The sequence below is a fragment of the Propionicicella superfundia DSM 22317 genome (genome assembly GCF_000423465.1).
GTDB lineage: Bacteria > Actinomycetota > Actinomycetes > Propionibacteriales > Propionibacteriaceae > Propionicicella > Propionicicella superfundia.
In genome coordinates this window covers 17,409-37,222 of sequence record NZ_KE384020.1, presented here as the reverse complement: position 1 = coordinate 37,222, position 19,814 = coordinate 17,409, and the positions used below count along the sequence as shown (strand labels likewise).

The 19,814-nt window shown below is 69.7% G+C and carries 16 protein-coding genes; 9 read left to right on the top strand and 7 right to left on the bottom strand.

Annotated features, from left to right (window positions below; translation table 11 throughout):
• Nucleotides 1-65: 65 nt before the first annotated feature.
• The 7 genes from G555_RS0105220 to iolC form a co-directional block, all read right to left on the bottom strand.
• A complete protein-coding gene (locus G555_RS0105220) occupies nucleotides 66-1,199 on the bottom strand; it encodes a zinc-binding dehydrogenase (RefSeq protein ID WP_028708063.1) in 1,134 nt (377 codons plus the stop codon).
• A gap of 98 nt (nucleotides 1,200-1,297) precedes the next feature.
• Entirely contained in the window at nucleotides 1,298-2,143 is an 846-nt protein-coding gene (locus G555_RS0105215) for a TSUP family transporter (RefSeq protein WP_036921441.1), read from the bottom strand.
• A 67-nt stretch (nucleotides 2,144-2,210) separates the two neighbouring features.
• Complete coding sequence (locus G555_RS0105210) at nucleotides 2,211-3,704, bottom strand: CoA-acylating methylmalonate-semialdehyde dehydrogenase (protein ID WP_028708061.1); 1,494 nt, start codon at nucleotides 3,702-3,704, stop codon at nucleotides 2,211-2,213.
• 332 nt (nucleotides 3,705-4,036) lie between these two features.
• On the bottom strand, nucleotides 4,037-5,932 hold the full coding sequence (iolD, locus tag G555_RS0105200; protein WP_028708060.1) for a 3D-(3,5/4)-trihydroxycyclohexane-1,2-dione acylhydrolase (decyclizing): 1,896 nt from the start codon (nucleotides 5,930-5,932) through the stop codon (nucleotides 4,037-4,039).
• The gene (iolB, locus tag G555_RS0105195) at nucleotides 5,929-6,828 is read right to left on the bottom strand and encodes a 5-deoxy-glucuronate isomerase (protein WP_028708059.1); all 900 of its coding nucleotides are present in this window, start codon (nucleotides 6,826-6,828) and stop codon (nucleotides 5,929-5,931) included. The genes iolD and iolB overlap by 4 nt, the downstream gene beginning before the upstream one ends.
• Nucleotides 6,825-7,694: a Cgl0159 family (beta/alpha)8-fold protein gene (locus G555_RS0105190; RefSeq protein ID WP_028708058.1), complete on the bottom strand. Its 870-nt coding sequence runs from the start codon at nucleotides 7,692-7,694 to the stop codon at nucleotides 6,825-6,827. Before G555_RS0105190 ends, iolB begins: the two co-directional genes overlap by 4 nt.
• Entirely contained in the window at nucleotides 7,691-8,680 is a 990-nt protein-coding gene (iolC, locus tag G555_RS0105185) for a 5-dehydro-2-deoxygluconokinase (protein WP_028708057.1), read from the bottom strand. Before iolC ends, G555_RS0105190 begins: the two co-directional genes overlap by 4 nt.
• Before the next feature lie 181 nt (nucleotides 8,681-8,861).
• On the opposite strand from iolC, the gene G555_RS0105180 reads away from it, so the two are divergent.
• The 9 genes from G555_RS0105180 to G555_RS18070 all read left to right on the top strand — a co-directional run bounded on the left by G555_RS0105180 (nucleotide 8,862) and on the right by G555_RS18070 (nucleotide 19,692).
• A complete protein-coding gene (locus G555_RS0105180) occupies nucleotides 8,862-9,644 on the top strand; it encodes a GntR family transcriptional regulator (protein ID WP_028708056.1) in 783 nt (260 codons plus the stop codon).
• A gap of 130 nt (nucleotides 9,645-9,774) precedes the next feature.
• Nucleotides 9,775-10,857: a transaldolase family protein gene (locus G555_RS0105175; RefSeq protein WP_028708055.1), complete on the top strand. Its 1,083-nt coding sequence runs from the start codon at nucleotides 9,775-9,777 to the stop codon at nucleotides 10,855-10,857.
• A 76-nt stretch (nucleotides 10,858-10,933) separates the two neighbouring features.
• On the top strand, nucleotides 10,934-11,920 hold the full coding sequence (iolG, locus tag G555_RS0105170) for an inositol 2-dehydrogenase (protein WP_028708054.1): 987 nt from the start codon (nucleotides 10,934-10,936) through the stop codon (nucleotides 11,918-11,920).
• Between the two features lie 37 nt (nucleotides 11,921-11,957).
• On the top strand, nucleotides 11,958-12,824 hold the full coding sequence (locus G555_RS0105165) for a sugar phosphate isomerase/epimerase family protein (RefSeq protein ID WP_036921436.1): 867 nt from the start codon (nucleotides 11,958-11,960) through the stop codon (nucleotides 12,822-12,824).
• 644 nt (nucleotides 12,825-13,468) lie between these two features.
• Complete coding sequence (locus G555_RS0105160) at nucleotides 13,469-13,675, top strand: cold-shock protein (RefSeq protein WP_028708052.1); 207 nt, start codon at nucleotides 13,469-13,471, stop codon at nucleotides 13,673-13,675.
• Between the two features lie 719 nt (nucleotides 13,676-14,394).
• On the top strand, nucleotides 14,395-14,658 hold the full coding sequence (locus G555_RS18075; RefSeq protein WP_036921433.1) for a WXG100 family type VII secretion target: 264 nt from the start codon (nucleotides 14,395-14,397) through the stop codon (nucleotides 14,656-14,658).
• Between the two features lie 83 nt (nucleotides 14,659-14,741).
• Nucleotides 14,742-15,044 (top strand): hypothetical protein, encoded by a 303-nt coding sequence (locus G555_RS0105150; RefSeq protein WP_028708051.1) that lies wholly within the window; start codon nucleotides 14,742-14,744, stop codon nucleotides 15,042-15,044.
• Nucleotides 15,045-15,052: 8 nt separating this feature from the next.
• Complete coding sequence (locus tag G555_RS21105) at nucleotides 15,053-17,314, top strand: hypothetical protein (RefSeq protein ID WP_028708050.1); 2,262 nt, start codon at nucleotides 15,053-15,055, stop codon at nucleotides 17,312-17,314.
• The gene (locus G555_RS18070; protein ID WP_051208466.1) at nucleotides 17,212-19,692 is read left to right on the top strand and encodes an FtsK/SpoIIIE domain-containing protein; all 2,481 of its coding nucleotides are present in this window, start codon (nucleotides 17,212-17,214) and stop codon (nucleotides 19,690-19,692) included. Before G555_RS21105 ends, G555_RS18070 begins: the two co-directional genes overlap by 103 nt.
• The last annotated feature ends 122 nt before the right edge of the window (nucleotides 19,693-19,814 follow it).

The window sequence follows — 19,814 nt, the reverse complement described above, 5'->3', positions numbered from 1 at the left end:
CGACGGGAGCGGCGACCCCGGCGCGTTCGAGGCTCCCGCCCCGACGTGCTCCGACCCACGGCCTCCTACAGGGAGAGATCGACCACGGCCCGGCCCTGGATCTCGCCGTTGCGCAGCAGCGCGTATCCCGCGGCCACCTGTTCCAGCGGGAGCCGGCGCGTCACGATGTCCGCGTACCGGATCGATCCCTCGGCGGCCATGCGCACCACCTCCGGCAGGTCCTGACGCGTCCGTGCGCCGTACGAGCCGATGATCGACTGCGACCGGCGTACCGTGCGGTTGATCTCGACGGCCGCCGCCTGCACCCCCGCGCCCAGGCCGATCGGGATCATGCGCCCGCCGTCCCGCAGGGCCTCCAGCGCCGACGTCCACGTCTGCGGCCGGCCGAGCGCCTCGAAGGCCACGTCGACGCCCCGCCCGCCGGTCAGCGCGAGGACGGCCTCCCGCACGTCCGCGGTCGCCGAGTTGACGACGTCGGTCGCGCCGAGCTCGCGCGCCGCGGCGAGCTTGTCGTCGGCGACGTCGATGGCGATCACCTGACGCGCTCCGAATGCGCGTGCGATCTGGATGATGTTGGAGCCGACGCCTCCTGTGGCCACCACGGCCACCGTCTCGCCGTGTCGCAGATCGGCCCCGCGGCGGACCGCGCCGTAGGCGGTCATGGCGGCGCACCCGAGGATGGCTCCGGCGACGGGGTCGATCGACTCGGGCACCGGGGTCGCGGCCGTGGAGGGCACGACGCAGTACTCGGCGAGCCCGCCCATCGAGTACATCGCGACCGGGGCACCGCTGAGGTCGGCCAGCCGTGTGCTGCCGTCGTACAACTGGCCCTTGAGCCGGTTGAGATCGAAGAACGGGCCGCAGAGGTCGTCCCGTCCGGCGGCGCACGCAGGGCATTGGCCGCAGGGCATCAGGAACGCCCCGGCGACGCGCTGCCCGACGGCGAGCCCGGAGTGCTCGTTGGCCGGCCCCATCGCCACGATCTCGCCGGCGACCTCGTGACCGAGCACGCACGGGAGCGGGAAGGCGATCGCGCCGCCGAGGACGTGCAGGTCGGAATGGCACAGGCCGCACGCGCTGACCTTCAGCAGCACCTCGCCCGCACGCGGCCGAGGAGTGCGAAGCTCCTCGATCTGCAGGCCGGCGCCGGTCTCGCGGAGAACCGCGGCGCGCATGGTCCGGGGAATCGATTGGGTCATGGCGATCCTTCGTCCGCATCGGGAGAGCCTCGGGAGCTCCGTCGCTCACCCAGGACACTACAGACAAACACGCGCTCCGTCAGTGTTTGTTCGAACATTTATCCGGCAACGAGCAGCCGCACCGCCGTCACGACGGTCAGGGCCAGGACGAGCGCGTTGAAGACGCGGCGGTCGATGCGGCGGGCGAGGCGCCGGGCGAGGAGGACGGTGCCGACGATGACGGGAGCCATGGCCGCGATCACGGGCAGCGTCTGCGTCCCGATCATGCCGAGCCCGATCGAGAAGGGCAGCTTCACGAGATTGACGATCAGGTAGAACCACGCCGTCGTCGCGAGAAAGCGCAGGACGGGAAAGCCCTCCGTCATGAAGTACATGGACGTGACCGGCCCGCCCGCGTTCGCGACCATCGTCGTGAAGCCGGCCAGCGCACCGAACACGATCCGCTTCGCCCGGGTGCCGCGCCGGGCCGCGACCTCCGCCGGTCCCGCCTCGGCCGGTCCCTCCTCGGCCGTGACGCCGTCCGTGGTCTCCCCGGTGGATGCCGGCTCGCCCGCGACCGGGCCGAGACCGCCTGCCGGGCGCCGGCCCCGGCGTCGCCGGCGGACCGTCGCGACGGCGTTGATCGCGAGGAAGACCAGCAGGATCGCCCCGATCGTCCGGCCGACCAGTGCGTCGTCCGCCACGAACAGGAACCCCGCGCCCACCGCGACACCTGCGGCGACGTTCGGCAGCAGGCGGAGCAGGGTGCGCCACTCGACGTCGCGTCGGTAGGCCCAGATGGCGGCCAGGTCCGCCACGAGAATGAGCGCAAGGGTCGTCCCGGTCGCCTCCTTCGCAGGGACGACACCGGCGAGCAGAGCCACGCCGAGAATCGCCGACCCGGGAAGCAACGCCTTGTCCAGGGCGATCAGGACCGCGACAAGCGCGGTCACCGCCCAGATCACGAGTCTCTCCTCCCGGCCCTGCGCCCGGGGCCCGGGGACGGCTGTCCACCGGGCCCGGGCGGCGGCGTCAGTCCTCCCGCTGGAAGGACATTGTCGCGGTGTAGGTCCGTTCCGAGGGCCAGCGCGACGTGATGGCCTTGGCGCGCGTGTAGAAGCGCACGCCCTCGGGACCGTGGATGTGCGTGTCGCCGAGCAGCGACTCCTTCCAGCCGCCGAAGGAGTAGTAGGCGACCGGCGTCGGGATCGGGACGTTGACGCCGACCATCCCCGCCTCGACGTCCAACTGGAAGCGGCGAGCCATGCCGCCGTCGTTGGTGAAGATCGCCGCACCGTTGCCGAACGGCTGCCCGTTCACCAGTCGCAGCGCCTCGTCATAGGTGTCGGCGTGGACGATCGTGAGGACGGGGCCGAAGACCTCCTCGTGGTACACCGGCGCCTCGAGCGGAACGTCGTCGAGCACCGTCGGGCCGAGGAAGTGCCCGCCCTCGTGCCCGGGGACCACGAGGCCGCGGCCGTCGAGCACCACCGTGGCGCCCCGCTGCTCGGCGTCGTCGATCAGCCCGACGATCCGCTTCTTCGCCGACCCCGTGATGACCGGGCCCATCTCGACGCCCTCGTGCATGCCGGGACCGACCTTGATCCGCTCGGCATGGGCCTTGACCCGCCGCGCGAGGTCGGAGCCGATCCCCCCGACGGCGACGACGACCGGCAGGGCCATGCAGCGCTCCCCCGCCGCTCCGAACGCCGCGGCCGAGATGTGCCCGGCCGCGAAGTCGAGATCGGCGTCCGGCAGGACGATCGCGTGGTTGTTCGCCCCGCCGAGGGCCTGCACCCGCTTGCCGTGCGAGGTTCCCGTGTCCTGCACGACATGGGCGACCGGTGTGGACCCCACGAACGAGATCGCGTCGATCCCGGGATGCGTGAGGATGCGCGACACGGTCTCGCGGTCGCCGCAGACGACGTTGAAGACGCCGTCGGGCAGGCCCGCCTCCTTGTACAGCTCGCCGGTCAGGATGGCCGCCGACGGCGTCGGCGACGCCGGCTTCAGGATGAACGCGTTGCCGGTGGCGATCGCGATCGGGTGCATCCACATCGGCACCATGGCGGGGAAGTTGAACGGGCAGATGCCCGCGACGACGCCGATGGGCTGGCGGATCGTGTGCACGTCCACCCCGCGCGAGACGTCGTAGGAGAACTCGCCCTTCAGCGCCGCGTTGATGGACGTCGCGAAGTCCAGGGTCTCCCGGCCCCGCTGGATCTCGCCGATCGCGTCGGAGTAGTTCTTGCCGTGCTCGGCGACGATCAGCTCGGCCAGTTCCTCCTGGTGGTCCAGCACGAGCTGACGCATCCGGAACATGACCTCGGTGCGCTGCGAGAGCGGTGCCTTGGCCCATTCCCGCTGAGCGCGAGCGGCGACCTCGACGGCATGGTCCAGATCCTCGGGGCCGGCCATCAGGAGTTCTGCCTCGGCCTCCCCCGTCGCCGGGTTCTCCACCGGGTGGCGGCCGACCGGGTTGCCCTCGTAGGGCGCACCGTCGATCCAATGGACGATCGTCTTCATCTGTGCTCCTTGCCGTTCATCGTTGAAGGGGTTCTCGCCGGTGACGCACGGCGTGCGGTCCGGCGCCGCGGCAACACTGTAACCAACGCCAGGTCATTTGTCAGCACAAATCACGGGAGCGTCTCGTGCGCACTGCCGAAGACGCCGGAGGGCCACCGCCGCGTCCGGTCGGTGCTCCCGGACACCACGGCGGCCGATGTCACCGTCGAGCCCGACGTCCCGGCGCCGGGGAGGTGAGGGAACACCTCAGGCCCGGGCCGGTCCGTCGGCACAGCCCCGGACGACGCGGCTCCCAGCGGGGACGCGCCGGGACCCGGGCGCTCGGCAGGCTCCTAGCAGTAGTGACGCTGCGACGCGCGACCCGTCACGTATTCGGCGCGCGCCCGCGCGGTCGACTCGATCCGGGACACCTCGGCGACGGGGACGTCCCACCAGGACGACGACGGCGGGTTGGGGCCGCAGAGATCGGTCTCGATGTGGATCATCGTGGCCCTGTCGCTCGCAGCCGCGCTGCGGTACGCCTCCTTGAACTCGTCGATCGTCGAGACCTCGATGACGTCGATGCCCCAGGAGCGGGCGTTCTGGGCGATGTCCACGCCGAGCTTCACGCCCTCCTGCAGATGACCCGATCCGCCCGTGCGGTACCGCGTCCCGAACCGCTGCGAGCCGTGCGACTCCGACAGGGCGCCGATCGAGGCGAACCCGTAGTTCTGCAGCAGGACGAAGATGACCTTCACGCCCTCCTGGGCGATCGTCGCCAGTTCCATGGGCAGCATCTGGTACGTGCCGTCGCCCACGATCGCCACGACCTCGGACTCCGGCAGCGCGAGCTTGACCCCCAGCGCCGCGGGAATCTCGTAGCCCATACAGGAGAACGCGTATTCGACGTGGTACTGGACGGGCGTGCGCGCACGCCACAGGGCCTGCAGGTCGCCGGGCATGGACCCCGCGGCGTTGATCATGACGTCGTCGTCGCCCATGAGCTCGTTGAGCGCCCCGAAGACGTCGGTCTGGGCGGGGATCGGGCCGTGACCGGTGTGGCTCGCCGCGTAGGACGCCGCGTCCCACGCGGCCTTCTGGGCCGCGACCTCCGCGGCGTACTCCGGTGAGACCGTGTGGCCGTCCAGTGCGGCGGTGAGCGCGGCCAGCGTCTCGCGCGCGTCGGCGACCACCATCTCGGCGCTGTGCTTCACGGCGTCGAAGGCCCGCACGTTGACGTTGACGAACGTCACGGCGGGGTTCTTGAACTGCGTGTGGGACGCCGTGGTGAAGTCGGAATAGCGCGTTCCCACGCCCACGACGAGGTCGGCCCGCTCGGCGAGGTGGTTCGCCGCGGCACCGCCGGTCGACCCCACGCCGCCCACCGACTGCGGATGGTCGGCGTTGATCGCGCCCTTGCCGGCCTGGGTGTCGGCGACCGGGATGCCCGTGGCCGCGGCGAACTCACGCAGTTCCTGCGACGCCGCGGAGTAGATCGCCCCTCCCCCGGCGACGACCAGCGGGCGCTCGGCCGCGCGGATGAGCTCGACCGCGCGATCCAGGGACGCGGTGTCGGCCGGGGTGCGCCGGACGTGCCACACCCGCTTGCGGAACATCGCCACGGGGAAGTCGAATGCCTCCGCCTGGACGTCCTGCGGCAGGGCGAGCACGACCGCTCCCGTATCCGCCGGGTCGGTGAGGGTGCGGAACGCCTGCAGGAGCGACGGGAAGAGCTGCTCGGGGCGGTTGACCCGGTCGAAGAACGCGGCGACGCAGCGGAAGGCGTCGTTCACCGACGTGTCGAGGGTCTGCGGGTTCTCGACCTGCTGCAGCACCGGATCGGGGACCCGGGTCGCGAACTGGTCCGACGGCAGCAACAGGACGGGCAGCCGGTTCGTCGTGGCGAGTGCCGCGCCGGTCACCATGTTCAGCGCGCCCGGGCCGATCGACGACGTGCACGCCCAGGTCTGCATCCGGTTCGTGGACTTGGCGAAGGCCGCCGCCGCGTGCACCATGCCCTGTTCGTTGCGCGGCATGATGTACGGCAGCTCACCGCCGTCCGCCGCGGGGTCGAGCTCGTTCTGGAGCAGTGCCTGCCCGACGCCGCACACGTTGCCGTGGCCGAAGATCCCGAAGGCACCGGCGATGAGCCGGTGCTCCGCGCCATCGCGCTCGGAGTACTGGTTGACGAGAAAGCGGATGAGAGCCTGTCCGACGGTGAGTCGGACGGTCCCGGACGGTGCTGTCATCGGTCCTCCTTCGGGGCCTGATTCATGGGGGTCATCGGAAGGCGGGAATCGACGGCCTCGTCGTCCCAGGTTTCCCGGATCCAACGGTGGGCCGGGTCGTCGGTCATGAGCCAGGTGGAGTCCTCGGCCGGACCGGCCATGACGTTGAGGTAGTAGAGGTCGTAGCCCGGCGCCGCAGCGCTCGGGCCGTGATAGCCGTACGGCATGACAACCATGTCTCCGTCGCGCACGAGAGTGGCCACGTCGATCTCGTGCCCCGGTGACGGGTACACGACCTGCATGCCGAATCCCGGCCCGCCGTGGGGGGCGGGACGGACCTCGTAGTAGTAGATCTCCTCCAGCACGCGCTCGTCGGCGTTGTGCACGTCGTGCTTGTGAGGCGGGTAGGACGACCAGTTGCCGCCGGGGGTGAGGACCTCGCAGGCGAGCAGGTGGGACGTCCGCAGGCGGTTGCCCAGCGCATAGTTGTTGACCTGCCGCGAGCAGGCTCCGGCGCCCCGCAGGGTGGTCACGACCTCGTCGCGGGGACAGTACCGCACCGGCAGGTCGGCCGTCGCCTTCGCGGCAGGAAGGGCGAACCGGCCGCCGGCGGACGAGTGGACGACGATGTCGGTGCGACGCGGGACGTAGAGGTAGTCGGTGATGTCGGCGAACACCGACTCCCGGCCCGCGAGGCCGATCACCTCCCCCGCGACCTCGACCGTGCAGCCGCCCTGCAGCGGGAGCACGAGCAGTTCGCTGTCGGTCCCCGCCACGGCCTGTGACCCGCCGGCCGGCAGCGTCAGGACACGCAGCGAGCTGAACTCCCAGCCCGCGCGTTCGGCGGACACGTCGAGCGCCCAGGCGCCATGAGCCGTGGCTCCGGCAGGGATATGACACGTCGAGTTGTCCTTCACAGCAAAGACACCGCCTCGTCCACGGCCGCCGCGACGTCACCGTCGGGCGGGTACAGCAGGGATCGGCCGAGAACCAGGCCGATGACGTTCGGCAGCCGCAGTGCCCGGCGCCATTCCTCGCGCGTCGCGTCGGGATCGCTGGAGACCTCGCCGCCGAGGATGAGCGACGGGAGAGTCGTGGCCTCCATCACCCGCTCCATCTCCGCGACGCACGGCAGCTTCAACCAGGTCATGGCCGAGGTGCGGCCGAGACCGGAGGCGATCGCGATCGACCTGATGACGGCGTCGGGCGACAGGTCGTTGACGATCCGGCCCTCCTCCCAGCGGGAGATGAACGGTTCGATCAGGGCCAGCCGGCCCTGCTCGGACAAGCCGTTCACCGCGGCCGAACAGGCTTCCAGCGTGGACGCGGTCGCGGCGTCCTCGTAGTTGATCCGGGCGAGCATCTTGCCGCCGTCGAGCCCGGCCGCCGCGATCCCGGCGGCGTCATAGCCGTTGAACCTGTCGTCCATCTCGAACGTGGAGCCCTGCAGCCCCACCCGGTTCATCGACCCCCAGACGAGCTTGCCCTCCAGCGCCCCCAGCAGGGCGAGATCCTCGACGAGGTCGGCGGTGCCGAGGAATCCGTTGACGCCGGGGCGGGACAGGGCGGTGACGCATCGCTGCAGGAGGTCCTCGCGGGAGGCCATCGCCATCGGGTCGGGCCCGGCGCCGAGGGCGCCGCGGGCGGGGTGGTCGCAGGCCAGGACCATGATCCGGCCGCCGGCTTCGGCGACGGACGTGCGCGCGCGGGTGCGCAACGCGGCGGAGATCCGGGACGGTTCGCCGGTGCGGATCGCGGCGAGACGTTCGATGTAGGCGGTCATGTCAGCTTCTCGATGATCGGAGCGGATTCAGGATGCTGCGCGATGAGATCCAGGACCTCCTGCTCGGTGGGCATGGCGGTGGAGCATTCGAGCCGCGACGCGACGATCGCGCCCGCGGTCGAGGCGAACTGGACGCATCGCGCGAGATCCCATCCGGCGAGCAGCGCGTGGCAGAAGGACCCCCCGAAGGAGTCGCCCGCCCCGAGACCGTTGCAGATCTCCACGGGGGTGACCGGGACGACGATCCGCTCCTCGCGGGTCTTGGCGAGCGTGCCGAGAGGCCCCTGCTTGACGATCGCGATGTCGACGCCCCGGTCCAGCAGGGCGTCGGCGGCGCGGTCGGGGACGGTCTCGCCGACGGCGATCCGGCACTCCTCCTTGTTGCCGATCGCGACATTGACCTGGGAGAGCACGCGTTCGACCTGGTCGTGCGCCGTCTGCTCGTCGGACCAGAACATCGGGCGGTAGTCCAGATCGGCGATCGTCCACTCCGCACGCCGCCGGGCCGCCAGGGCCGCGTGGTGCGCCGAGCGGGTCGGCTCGACGCTCAGTCCCGTGACGGTGAACCAGAACACGCGGGCCGAGCGCACGACGTCCAGCGGGATGTCCTCGTCGCGCAGTTGCAGGTCGGGCGCGGACGGCAGCCGGTAGAAGTAGAGGGGGAAGTCGTCGGGAGGGAAGATCTCGCAGAAGGTGACGGGCGTCTTGAGATCGCGGTTCGTCACGACGTGGAGGTCGTCGACGCCCAGACGGCGCATCTCCAGCCTGACGAACCTCCCGAAGGGATCGTCGCCCACGCCGGTCACGACGGCGACACGATTTCCCATCCGCGCACCGGCGACGGCGACGTTGGTGGGCGATCCGCCGAGGAACTTGCCGAAGGTCTCCACGTCCTCGAGGCCGACCCCGGTCTGCAAGGGGTAGATGTCGACCCCGCAGCGCCCGATCGTCAGGAGATCGAGCGGCTCGACGCCAACACTGGTCATGAGAGCGGGTGTCCTTCCACGTCAGCGGGGCAGTACGCGGATAGTGTGGCAGACACGCGCATTTTGGGTCAAGGTTTTGTGCTTACAAACGGACAAATCTTGCCTCGATGCCGGGAAACGACCATCATGTACGCGCCGCGCAAGGGATTCGGCAACGCGACAACAGGACCAGGAGACAACCATGTCGCACCAGCCCGCTCACGGGTCGACCCGACCCGACCCCGACACGCCGTTCGCCCCCGACCTCCAGCTCGACCGCACGTCCCCTGTCCCCCTGTACCACCAGATCGCCCAGCCGCTCGAGGAGCTCATCACCTCCGGATCGCTCGAGCCCGGCCGGCTCATCGAGGACGAGGTCTCGATGGCCAACCGGCTCCAGGTGTCGCGGCCCACCGCACGCCGCGCTCTGCAGGATCTGGTGACCCGCGGGCTGCTCAATCGCCGCCGGGGTGCGGGCACGCGCGTCACGCCGTCCCACGTCCACCGTCCGCTCGGGCTCACCTCCCTCAACGACGACCTCGTCAAGGCGGGTTTCGAGCCCCGCACGGAGGTCCTGAGCTTCGAGGTGAAGTTCGCCGACGACGAGGAGGCCGCACACCTGGGCTGCGCGGCGGGCACCGAGATCGCGCGGATCCGCAGACGACGCTGGATCGACGACCGATCCCTCGCCCTGCTCACGAACATCCTCCCGGCGGCGATCGCACCGAACCTCACCGAGCTGTCGTCCACGGGGCTCTACGCCTGCCTCGAGGAGCGCGGGATCCGCCCGGCGACGGCCAAGCAGAGCGTCGGCGCCCGCAACGCCGACGAGGAGGACGCGGACAAGCTCTCGCTTCAGGTCGGAGCAGCCCTGCTGACGATGGAGCGCACCGCGTACGACAGCGAGGGCAATGTGATCGAGTTCGGCTCCCACGTCTACAATGCCGGTCTCTACTCCTTCACCTTCAGTCTCTTCGCCGAGTAGTCACGTGCGAACAAAGTTCTTCTTTGTGAGGACATTTGCTTGACAGGGGGCGCGCGATGGCTTTGAATTGTCGTGCGCCGAAGCGGACCTGCCAAAGGTGGCGGACCGCGAGACCCAACGAGGAGAGCCCGTGCCCACCACACCCACCTACACTCCCGGCCCCCTGCTGACGGCGGCGAAGGCGTTCCCGACCGTCCTGTGGAACGACTCGTCGGACCTCGCCGAACTGCGGCAGTCCATCTCCTTCGGTGGCGTCGGCGCCACCTGCAATCCCGTCATCGCCTACACCACCATCTCGAAGCACCCCGACATCTGGAACCCGCGCATCGCCGCCATCGCCGCCGAGCACCCGGAGTGGGGCGAGTCCCGGATCGGCTGGCAGGCCGTCAAGGACATGTCGGTCGAGGCCGCTGCCCTGCTCGAACCGATCTTCGTGGAGCACGAGGGGCGCAACGGCCGCCTGTCGGTGCAGACCGATCCGCGTCTCCACCGGGACGCCGCCGCGCTCGCCGACCAGGCCGAGGAGTTCTCGCGCATGGCGCCGAACATCATCGTGAAGATCCCGGCCACCCGCATCGGCATCGAGGCCATCGAGGAGGCGACGTACCGGGGCGTCTCGATCAACGTGACCGTCTCGTTCTCCGTGGCCCAGGCCGTCGTGGCGGGCGAGGCCATCGAGCGGGGGCTCCGGCGCCGCGACGCGGAGGGGCTCGACACGGCGACGATGGGCCCGGTCGTGACCATCATGGTCGGACGCCTCGACGACTGGCTGAAGCATGTGGTCGCGCGGGACAAGATCTTCATCGACTCCTCGGCGCTCGAATGGGCCGGGGTGGCCACCTTCAAGGAGGCGTACCGGATCTTCCGGGAGCGGGGACTGCGCTCGCGGCTGCTCACCGCCGCGTTCCGCAATGTCATGCAGTGGTCGGAGTTCCAAGGAGGCGATGTGGTCATCTCGCCGCCGTTCGGCTGGCAGCAGATCATCAACGCCTCCGGTTACGAGCCGACGGCGCGGATGGACGTCCCGGTCGACGAGCACTATCTCTCCGAGCTGCGCCGGATCCCCGATTTCAACCGCGCCTACGAGCTCGACGGGCTGACGATCGACGAGTTCGAGACCTTCGGTCCCACGGTCCGGACGCTGCGGCAGTTCCTCGCCGCCGACGCCGACCTCGACGCCCTCGTCCGAGACGTCCTCGTCCCCGCCGTATGATCGTCCGGCTGCACAGCCGGCGAGCCGATCCCCTCGCGACCACGCGAACACCACCACCCACAAGGAAGTGCGCACCATGCTGAATGTTGGGCTCATCGGCGCCGGCCGCATCGGCCGGGTCCACGCCCGCTCCGTCGCCGCGAATGCCGGCGCCACGCTCCGTCTCGTGGCCGACCCTGTCCTCGCCGCGGCCGAGAGCCTGGCCGAGGCGCACGGCGCCCGCGCCGGGAGCGACGTCGACGCGATCTTCTCCGATCCCGAGGTGGACGCGGTCATCATCTGCTCGCCGACCCCTCTGCACGTCGACCACATCGTCGCCGCGGCGAAGGCCGGCAAGCCCGCCCTGTGCGAGAAGCCCGTCGCGATGGATCTCGCGGCCGTCGACGAGCTGCAGGGGCGGCTCGCCGGGTTGGAACCCCTCGTCATGATGGGGTTCCAGCGTCGCTTCGATCCGTCGTTCCGGCGGGTCCACGACCTGGTGTCGGCCGGTGAGGTCGGGCCCGTGGAGCAGGTCACCATCGTCTCGCGCGACCCGGCGGCTCCGCCCGCGGAGTACATCGCGGTGTCCGGCGGCATCTTCAAGGACATGACGATCCACGACTTCGACATGGCCCGCTACCTCCTCGGCGACATCGTCGCCGTCAGTGCCGTCGGGCAGCATCTCGATCCCGCGCTCGCCGACACGGGGGACTTCGACGGCGCGGTCATCACCCTGGTGAGCGCGCAGGGCGCGGTGGCGACGATCACGAACTCGCGGCATTGCGCGACCGGCTACGACCAGCGCGTCGAGGTGTTCGGCCCGCGCGGCTCCCTCGCCGTCGAGAACCTCCGCGCGACGACGGTGCGCCGGTTCGGCGCGGACGCCTCGTCCGCCGAGGACCCGTACCTGGACTTCTTCCTCACCCGCTACGAGGCCGCCTACGCCCGCGAGCTCGACGAGTTCATCGCCGCGATTGCCGAGAATCGGGCACCCACCCCCACCATCGCCGACGGCGTCGCCGCGCTGCGGATCGCCGAGGCGGCGGCCGCCTCCGCGAACAGCGGCGCGATCGTCCGGCTGTGAGACCCCGTCCATGAACCCACGAGAGAAGGACACGCCCATGCGTATCGCCGGAGCCCCCATTTCCTGGGGCGTCTGCGAGGTCCCCGGCTGGGGCCACCAGCTCGCGCCCGAACGGGTGCTCACCGAGATGGCCGAGATCGGCCTCACGGCCACGGAGTTCGGCCCGCAGGGCTGGCTTCCCGTCGAGCCGGCAGCCCGGGCCGCGGCGGTCGGCGGCTACGGGCTCACGCCCGTGGGCGCCTTCTTCCTGGCCGTCATGCACGACCCGCAGGTCGATCCGCTGCCTGCCGTCGAGAAGGAGCTCGACGCGTTCGAGGTGGCCGGCGGCGAGTTCCTCATTCTCGCGTGCGATTCCGGCCGCGACGGGTACGACGATCGACCCGTCCTCGACGCGGACGGCTGGAAGACCCTGTTCGCCAACCTGGAGCGGATCAAGGAGTACGCCGCGGGGCGGGGCGTGACGGCCTGCGTCCACCCGCACTGGGGCACCATGATCCAGAACGCCGACGAGGTCGAGAAGCTGCTCGTCGAGTCCGCCATGAACCTGTGCCTGGACACGGGCCACATCTCCTGCGGCGGCGCCGACGTGGTCGACCTCGTGGACCGTTACCCCGACCGGATCGACATCGTCCATGCCAAGGACATCCGCAAGGACATGACCGACAAGCTGCTGACCGGTGAGATCACCTGGAGCCAGGGGGTGAAGGCCGGCATGTTCGTCCCGATCGGGCAGGGCGACATCGACTTCGCGGCGATCGTGCGGCGCCTCGCCGATGCCGGCTTCGACGGGTACTACGTCCTGGAGCAGGACATCATGATCGACGCCGAGCCCGCTGCGGGCACCGGCCCGATCGACGATGCGCGCGCCTCGTTCGAGGCGCTCAAGGCCCTGGCCGCGCGCTGATCCGTCCCTGACCGCCGACGGGGATCCCGCAGAGATCTCCCTCGGCCGGCCGGCCACGGCCTGCAGGTCCCGGATCCGGCCCCCCGTCCCGGATCCGGGATCACGCATGTCCGCCCGCTGAGGTTGCTCCCCGGCGGCGGCGGCCGCCGCATGCGGACTTGGTTACCGAATGGGGCGGCAAAGACGCCGTATTCGGTTCAGAAAGCCGCAGTTACGCATCCCCCGACGTCAGATGCTTGGCGTCGGCGAGCAGGACCTCCACCTGAACGTCGGCATGTCCCCTGCCTGCGGTCTTGCGAGTCCCCTCGTAGCCTCACACGCGCCCTGGGAGCAGAGCGCGTCGTCAGAGGATCACCGCCGTCGTGATCGTCTCGGCAGGAGCCCGACACGTGATGCCGAGCGTCCGCCCATGGATCCAGCATCCGACGCGTCTGGTCGCCTCGACCCTTGGGGCGAGGATTCGTGGTCGTGAGGGCACGCCTGGTAAAGTGACACGCGTTGTTGTTTGAATTCTTCGTTTGCTTGTTTGGCTGAACCGCTGGTTTCTCCAGCCTTGGTGGTCTTGCGGGAAGCGTTTGTTTCAGCTACATCACGAGAGCACCGCAACCGCGGATGCTCCGCTTCCTGAGTAGAGGAGTAGCATTATGGCTACCGGCACCGTCAAGTGGTTCAATGGCGACAAGGGCTTCGGCTTCATCGCTCCCGAGGATGGCTCGGCCGACGTGTTCGCCCATTTCTCGGCGATCAATTCCAGCGGGTTCCGTTCGCTGAACGAGGGCGACCGCGTGTCCTTCGAGACCCAGCAGGGCCCGAAGGGCCTGCAGGCGGTCAACATCAACGTCCTGAGCTGACCCACACAGAAAGGCCCGGCCCCGGCCGGGCCTTTCTGCGTGCCCGAGCTCGACGACGGACACCTACCGACGTAGGCGCAACCGGTCGTCGTGCACGCGACTGGGCAACCCACGCGCCTTCCGGGACGAGTGCTCAAGCGGCGACGCGGCGATGGAGAGTTTCTTCGCCCGACGGGGAGAAGACCACCGTCGTGTTCACCTGAACCGACGGCCTCGCCGCCCGCGGAACCCGTCGACCACAAAGCCGCCCCGGTCCGGCCGGGGCGCCTTCCCGCACCACGAACCAACCCACAATTTCTTTGGGGCCGCGGCGCACAGGCGACCGCGGCCCCTTTTGGGGGGATGAAGCCGGCCTCGGACGGGCCTCAGCGCAACGAAGGGGATATCAGGGGGAGCGCTGACCGGCTTCAACGAGGTCAACTCTGCCCTGCCCCGACCCAGGCCCGTGGCCGTCGTGCCCGGTCTAAGGGCAGCCAACACCGCACCACCGCCCCCCCGAGCCCACCAACACGTAGCCGCAACACCTCCACTACGGACCCCGACGCGGCCGGGTGACGCCGCAGGGGCGCGCTCACACGCCACACGCGGAACCGTTCTTGCGTGGACGTTATATAACGCACCTGTTTGTGCCGCTTGGCCGTGGTTGTTAGCTTTCCGGGGTTGTTAGCTTCGCGCGTCAGCGGGCGTGCTGACGTGGGTCTGATTGTGGAGGTGGAACTGTGGCGAAGTCCGGCGCGAATCTTGAGGATCTGGATGCGTTGAAGAAGACGCTGACGGATGCGGCGGGGTCGACGAGCACCCTGCGGTCGAGCATCGACTCGACGGTGCAGAGCGCGGTCTGGGAGGGCCGTAACGCAGACGCGTTCCGTGAGTCGTGGCAGGAGTTCCGTCTGACGCTGGAGAAGATCCAGAATGCGCTGCAGGACGCCTCGGCCGACGTTCAGAAGCAGCGTGACGGCTACGCCGCAGTCGGCGGGTTCTGAGCGAACGTTGGTGATTCGGCTCGGGCGGGCGGTCCTCGCCCGTCCGAGCCTGTTGTCGGGGTGCCATCTTGGAGGCGTTTCTCGTGAGTGACCCTGTCTATGTCGACAATCCGTATCGGGCCGCGATCAAGAGCCGGAAGGGCTCCTGCGCGGGCGAGCGCGACGATCTGTGCTCGATCCTGGCCGGCGCGATCAGAGCGTTCCAGGCCCGCGCGTGGGAGGGCGGACGGGCGGAGGCGACCTATCAGGAGATCGTGCAGTTGCAGGTCGACGCGTCGCTGGTCGCCGACGGGGCAGCCGGGGAGTTCTCCGACGCGGCGTCCCGGCAGCCGGCACGCGTGCCGACCACGGCCTGGCAGGTGCACTGGCGCAATCTGGCGAGATAGGCGGCCCCATGACGAAGATCAGCATCGATCTCGATGCGATGGCCGCGCTGGTCGCGGCCCTGGACGCGGCGGCGCGGGATGCTCCCGCGGCGGCGTCCCGGATCCGTTCCGACCTGGACTACGTGTGGCTGTCCTATCCCGGCCTGTCTCGGTGGCGGGCGGGCGGGCAGGCGATCTGGGCCATCGAGTCGATCGCCGAGAGTTGCCGTCGCCGGTTGAACAAGGCCTGGGAGCTGTACCAGAGCGACCCCGGCATGGGCAGGGTGGTATCGGTCGACGAGGATCAGCTCGTCACCGAGGACGCCCAGCAGGCCGCGGCCCTGATCGGCAACATCGACTACGACCAACTGGACGACATCCCGCAGGAACTGCTGGATCTGCTGAAACGGAATCAGGGCGACCCCGACTTCGCCAGGCAGTTCGCCGTCGGCCTCGACCCGTTGGCGGCAGCCATGCTGCTGACGCTCATCAACAACCACGTCGCGCCGGGCTCACCCGCCCAGGATCCGGCTTACATGGCGCGCTACCGAGAACTGCTGGACGGGCTCGGCGCGACACTGAGCCTGGGTGCGGCGTCGATGGACGCGACCGGGCAGGCACAGTTCAACAAGAAGTGGGCCGACAGCTTCGCCGAGCCGACGGCAGGCACGCCGCTGGCCTTGATCGTGTCGCGCGGCACGTGGTCCGACGACTTCCTGTCGGCCGTCAAGGCGTCGATCGACAAGGTCGAGAACGACTTCGTGTCGAGCTGGTCCTACAGGTTGTTCCGTGGCGGCGACCCGCGAGTGGACGCCTGGCTCGGGCATGCCGCGCCGATCATGATCGATCCCGAGGCGGATCCGGACACCGGCGATCACCCGCAGATCTCCGACCCGATGTACGGCCTGTTCCGTGCCGCGGTGAACAATCCGCAATGGATCCTCGACAACTTCTCCGGCGGCCCGCTGACCGACCCGTTCGACTACGACTCCGCGAACCAGACCGATCAGAAGGGCCAGATCGACCTCCGAGCCAAGCAGCTCTTCGACCGGCAGCCCGACCAGGCCACGATGACCTGGTTCATCCAGTCGGTCCTGACCGCCGAGGCGGCCTCCATCCAGAACGGAGGCACCAGCGGCCTGCTGGCCGACGTCCAGAAGCAGATCGGCGTCTACACCCGGCTCGAACGCATCGAGAACGCCAAGGGATTCTGGGACAAGTGGGGGCACGCGATCATCGACGTCGTCAGCCTCGTCCCGTTCGTCGGTGAGGTCGCCGACGGCGTGAACGCTGTGTGGTACTACGCCGAGGGCGATGTCGTCAACGGGTCGCTGTCGGTGGCGAACGTGTTCCTCCCCTCCGTCGTCGGCGGCGTTGTCCACGCCGGCAAGTGGCTGAAGAAGGGCATGGATGTCACCGAGGTCGCCAAGCTCCTGGTCACCTCCTCGCGGGTCGCCGACATGCTCAACCCCAGGATCGCCCACCGCATCGCCACAGTCGTCCCCGACCTTCCACGCTCCGCAGCATTCGGTGGGGCCCTCGACGCGCGTGACGCGGCCGTCATCAAACGAGCGGAGGCCATCGCCGACCGTGACGCCATCATCGACCAGCTCGACCAGCTCGGCATCACGGTCAACGATCTGTCCTCCGAGAAAAAGATCGACGCAGAAATCAACAGGCTGGCCCACGCCTCTTCCCATGCATCCCCGCAGGCGAAGACTCTGATCGACGAGCTCATGTCGGCCTGCGCGACGGAGCGGAAGACGTACGCAGATCAGAGAACAGCGAGCGAGGCGCTGGGAGACAAGGCGGCGCGGGACGTGCTGGGCGCGCAGGGCGCGGTGCCGATCCCCGAGCTGGCGGCGGCCCGGGGCAAGGACACGTTCGACGTGGCCGGGCTGAGCGGCGACGGCAGACGGCTCGTGGTGGCCGAGGCCAAGGGCGGCGCGGCGGATCTGTCGAAGCACGGTCGCAAGCTGCCCGACGGCACCCGTGCCGCCCAGGGATCGCCCGCCTACTTCCACGACGTGTGGGCCGCCGACACGGACTTCCAGAAGTGGCTCGGGACACGTCCCGACGTGGTTCGGGGCATCAGGAACGGCACGATCGAGGTCGACTACCAGCTCGTCCACGCCGCCGCCGACGGTAAAATCACCGTCACCACCCTGGCCTCGACGGCCTGTTCTCGGTGGACATCCGCCGAGACGGCCCGCACGGTCTGGTCGCAGGCACGACCGGCTCGGGGAAGTCGGAGCTCCTGCAGACCCTCATCGCGTCGCTGTCGTGCGTGAACCGGCCCGACGAGCTGAACTTCGTGCTCATCGACTACAAGGGCGGCGCCGCGTTCAAGGACTGCGGGCGGCTCCCGCACACCGTCGGCATGGTGACCGACCTCGACGGGCACCTCACCAACCGGGCACTGGCCAGCCTCGGCGCCGAACTGCGCCGCCGCGAGCACCAACTGGCCGGGGCCGGGGCCAAAGACATCGAGGACTACCTGGCCGGGAAGGACGCCGGGGACGCCCCGATGCCGCGACTGCTGATCGTCATCGACGAGTTCGCGGCGCTCGTCCAGGAGTTGCCCGACTTCGTGGCCGGCCTCATCGACATCGCCCGCCGCGGTCGATCGCTGGGCGTGCACCTGATCCTGGCCACCCAGCGCCCTGCCGGCGTCGTCAGCGCGGAGATCAAGTCCAATACGAACCTGCGGATCGCGCTGCGCGTCACAGACCCGGCCGATTCGTCGGACGTGATCGAGGCGCCCGACGCCGCGCACATCGCCAAGTCGCTTCCGGGACGTGCCTACGCCCGGCTCGGGCACTCCAGCCTCGTCGCGTTCCAGTCGTCGCGCGTCGGCGGGCGGCCCGCTGCCGCCGACGGGCCGAGCGAACCGTGGCTGTGGGCGTACACGCCGGCCGACCTGCCCCGTGTTGCCCCGGTCCCCGAGCAGGCCGACGACGACGCCGCGACCCCCACGGACCTGGCCACACTGGTCACATCGATACGCGACGCGGCCGCGGCGGCCGGAATCGCCACGCCCCCGCCCCCGTGGCTCCCGCCGATGGGCCAGGCCCTCACCATCGACGAACTGCTGGCCGGTTCGCCGCAGGCGACGCCGGGCGGCGACACCATGACCGTCCCGTTCGGAGCGACCGACATGCCGGCCCGGCAGGCGCGCGGCGTGGCCGCGCTGGACCTGGCTCAGGGCGGAAACCTGGCCGTCGTGGGCACCGCGCGCTCGGGGCGTTCCACGGTGCTGCGCACGCTCGCCGCCGGTGTCGGACGGTGGCTGAGCCCGGCCGACGTCCACGTGTACGGCGTCGATTGCGGTAACAACGCGCTGCTCCCGCTGACCCGGCTGCCGCACGCCGGCGCCGTCGTCACCCGCGATCAGAGTGAGCGGATGGGAAGGCTGACGGCGCTCCTACGCCGGATGATCTCGCAACGACAGCAGCGACTCGCCACGGACGGCTACGCCGATGTGGAAGAACAGCGGGCGAGCACCCCGCCGGACGACCGGATCCCCTACGTTCTGGTCCTTTTCGACGCGTGGGAACAGTTCGTCCAGGCATACGACACCCCGGACGGAGGACAGATCATCGCGGCCTGGCAGCAGATCCTCCAAGAAGGCCCGGCCGCCGGTCTGCGCATGGTCGTGACCGGGGACCGCAGCCTGCTGACCGGGCGGGTATCCGCCCTCTTCCCCGACAAGCTGCTGCTCAGGCTGCCCGATCCCTCCGACTACTCCGCCATCGGCATGCCGTCCAAGGCGGTGCCGGCGACGATGCCACCGGGCCGCGGGTTCCGTGCCGAGACGCTGGACGAGACGCAGGTCGCCTTGATCGCCGGAGACCCGGCAGGCACCGCGCAGGTCGCCGCCCTCCATCTGATCGCCACCCGTGCCATCGACACCTGGAGGGCGATGCCCGACCGCCGGCGCCCCCAGCGCGTCGATGTCCTGCCGGTGCGGATGAGCCAGGCCGAAGCCGCTGAGCTCCCGCACGATCCCTGGAAGCCGACCGAGTTCCCCGTGGCGGTCGGCGGCGACACCCTCAGGGTTCGCACCCTCGACGCCGTGGAGCACGGTCCCGGCCTTCTCGTCACAGGACCGCCACGGTCGGGCCGTTCAACCGTGCTCTTCACCCTGGCCCGGCACGCGTTGGCCCACGACTGGCGCGTCGTCGCCTTCACCCCGCGATCCAGCCCGCTGAGGACCCTCACAGGGCCGGGAATGCTGGGCGTTCTCAACGCCGACTGCGACCGGGAAGCGACCGAGAGCCTGCTCGCGGACCTGAGAGCGAGCACAGCTCCCTCGCTCGTGCTCGTCGACGACATCGAGATCCTCGGAGCCGACGGCTGGCTTCCCGACGCGCTCACCGAGCATCTGGCACGACTGCGCGACACCGGATCCATGCTCGTCGGAGCCGGGTCGCCCGCTGAGATGACCGGCCTGTACCGGGGGCCGATCGTCGCGCTGAAACGGTCACGATCCGGGGTGATGCTGTCACCCCAGTCCAGCCAGGATCCCGATATGTTCGGCGTGCCCCTGCCCAGGTCCGTGCTCGGCGCCGCCCTCCCCCCAGGCGCCGGATACCTGGTCCGCTCCGGCAAGATCGAACGCGTTCAGGTCATCTGCCCCGACGAAGATCTTCGCGCCGCTGACCGGTGAACTCCCCACGTCCTTTCGACAAGCTCAAGGACCCCGGTGGGGGCAAGCCCAAGGACCCGGGGGGCAAGCTCACCGACCCGATCGTTGAGCCTGTCGAAACGATCACACACCGCACGAAGTCC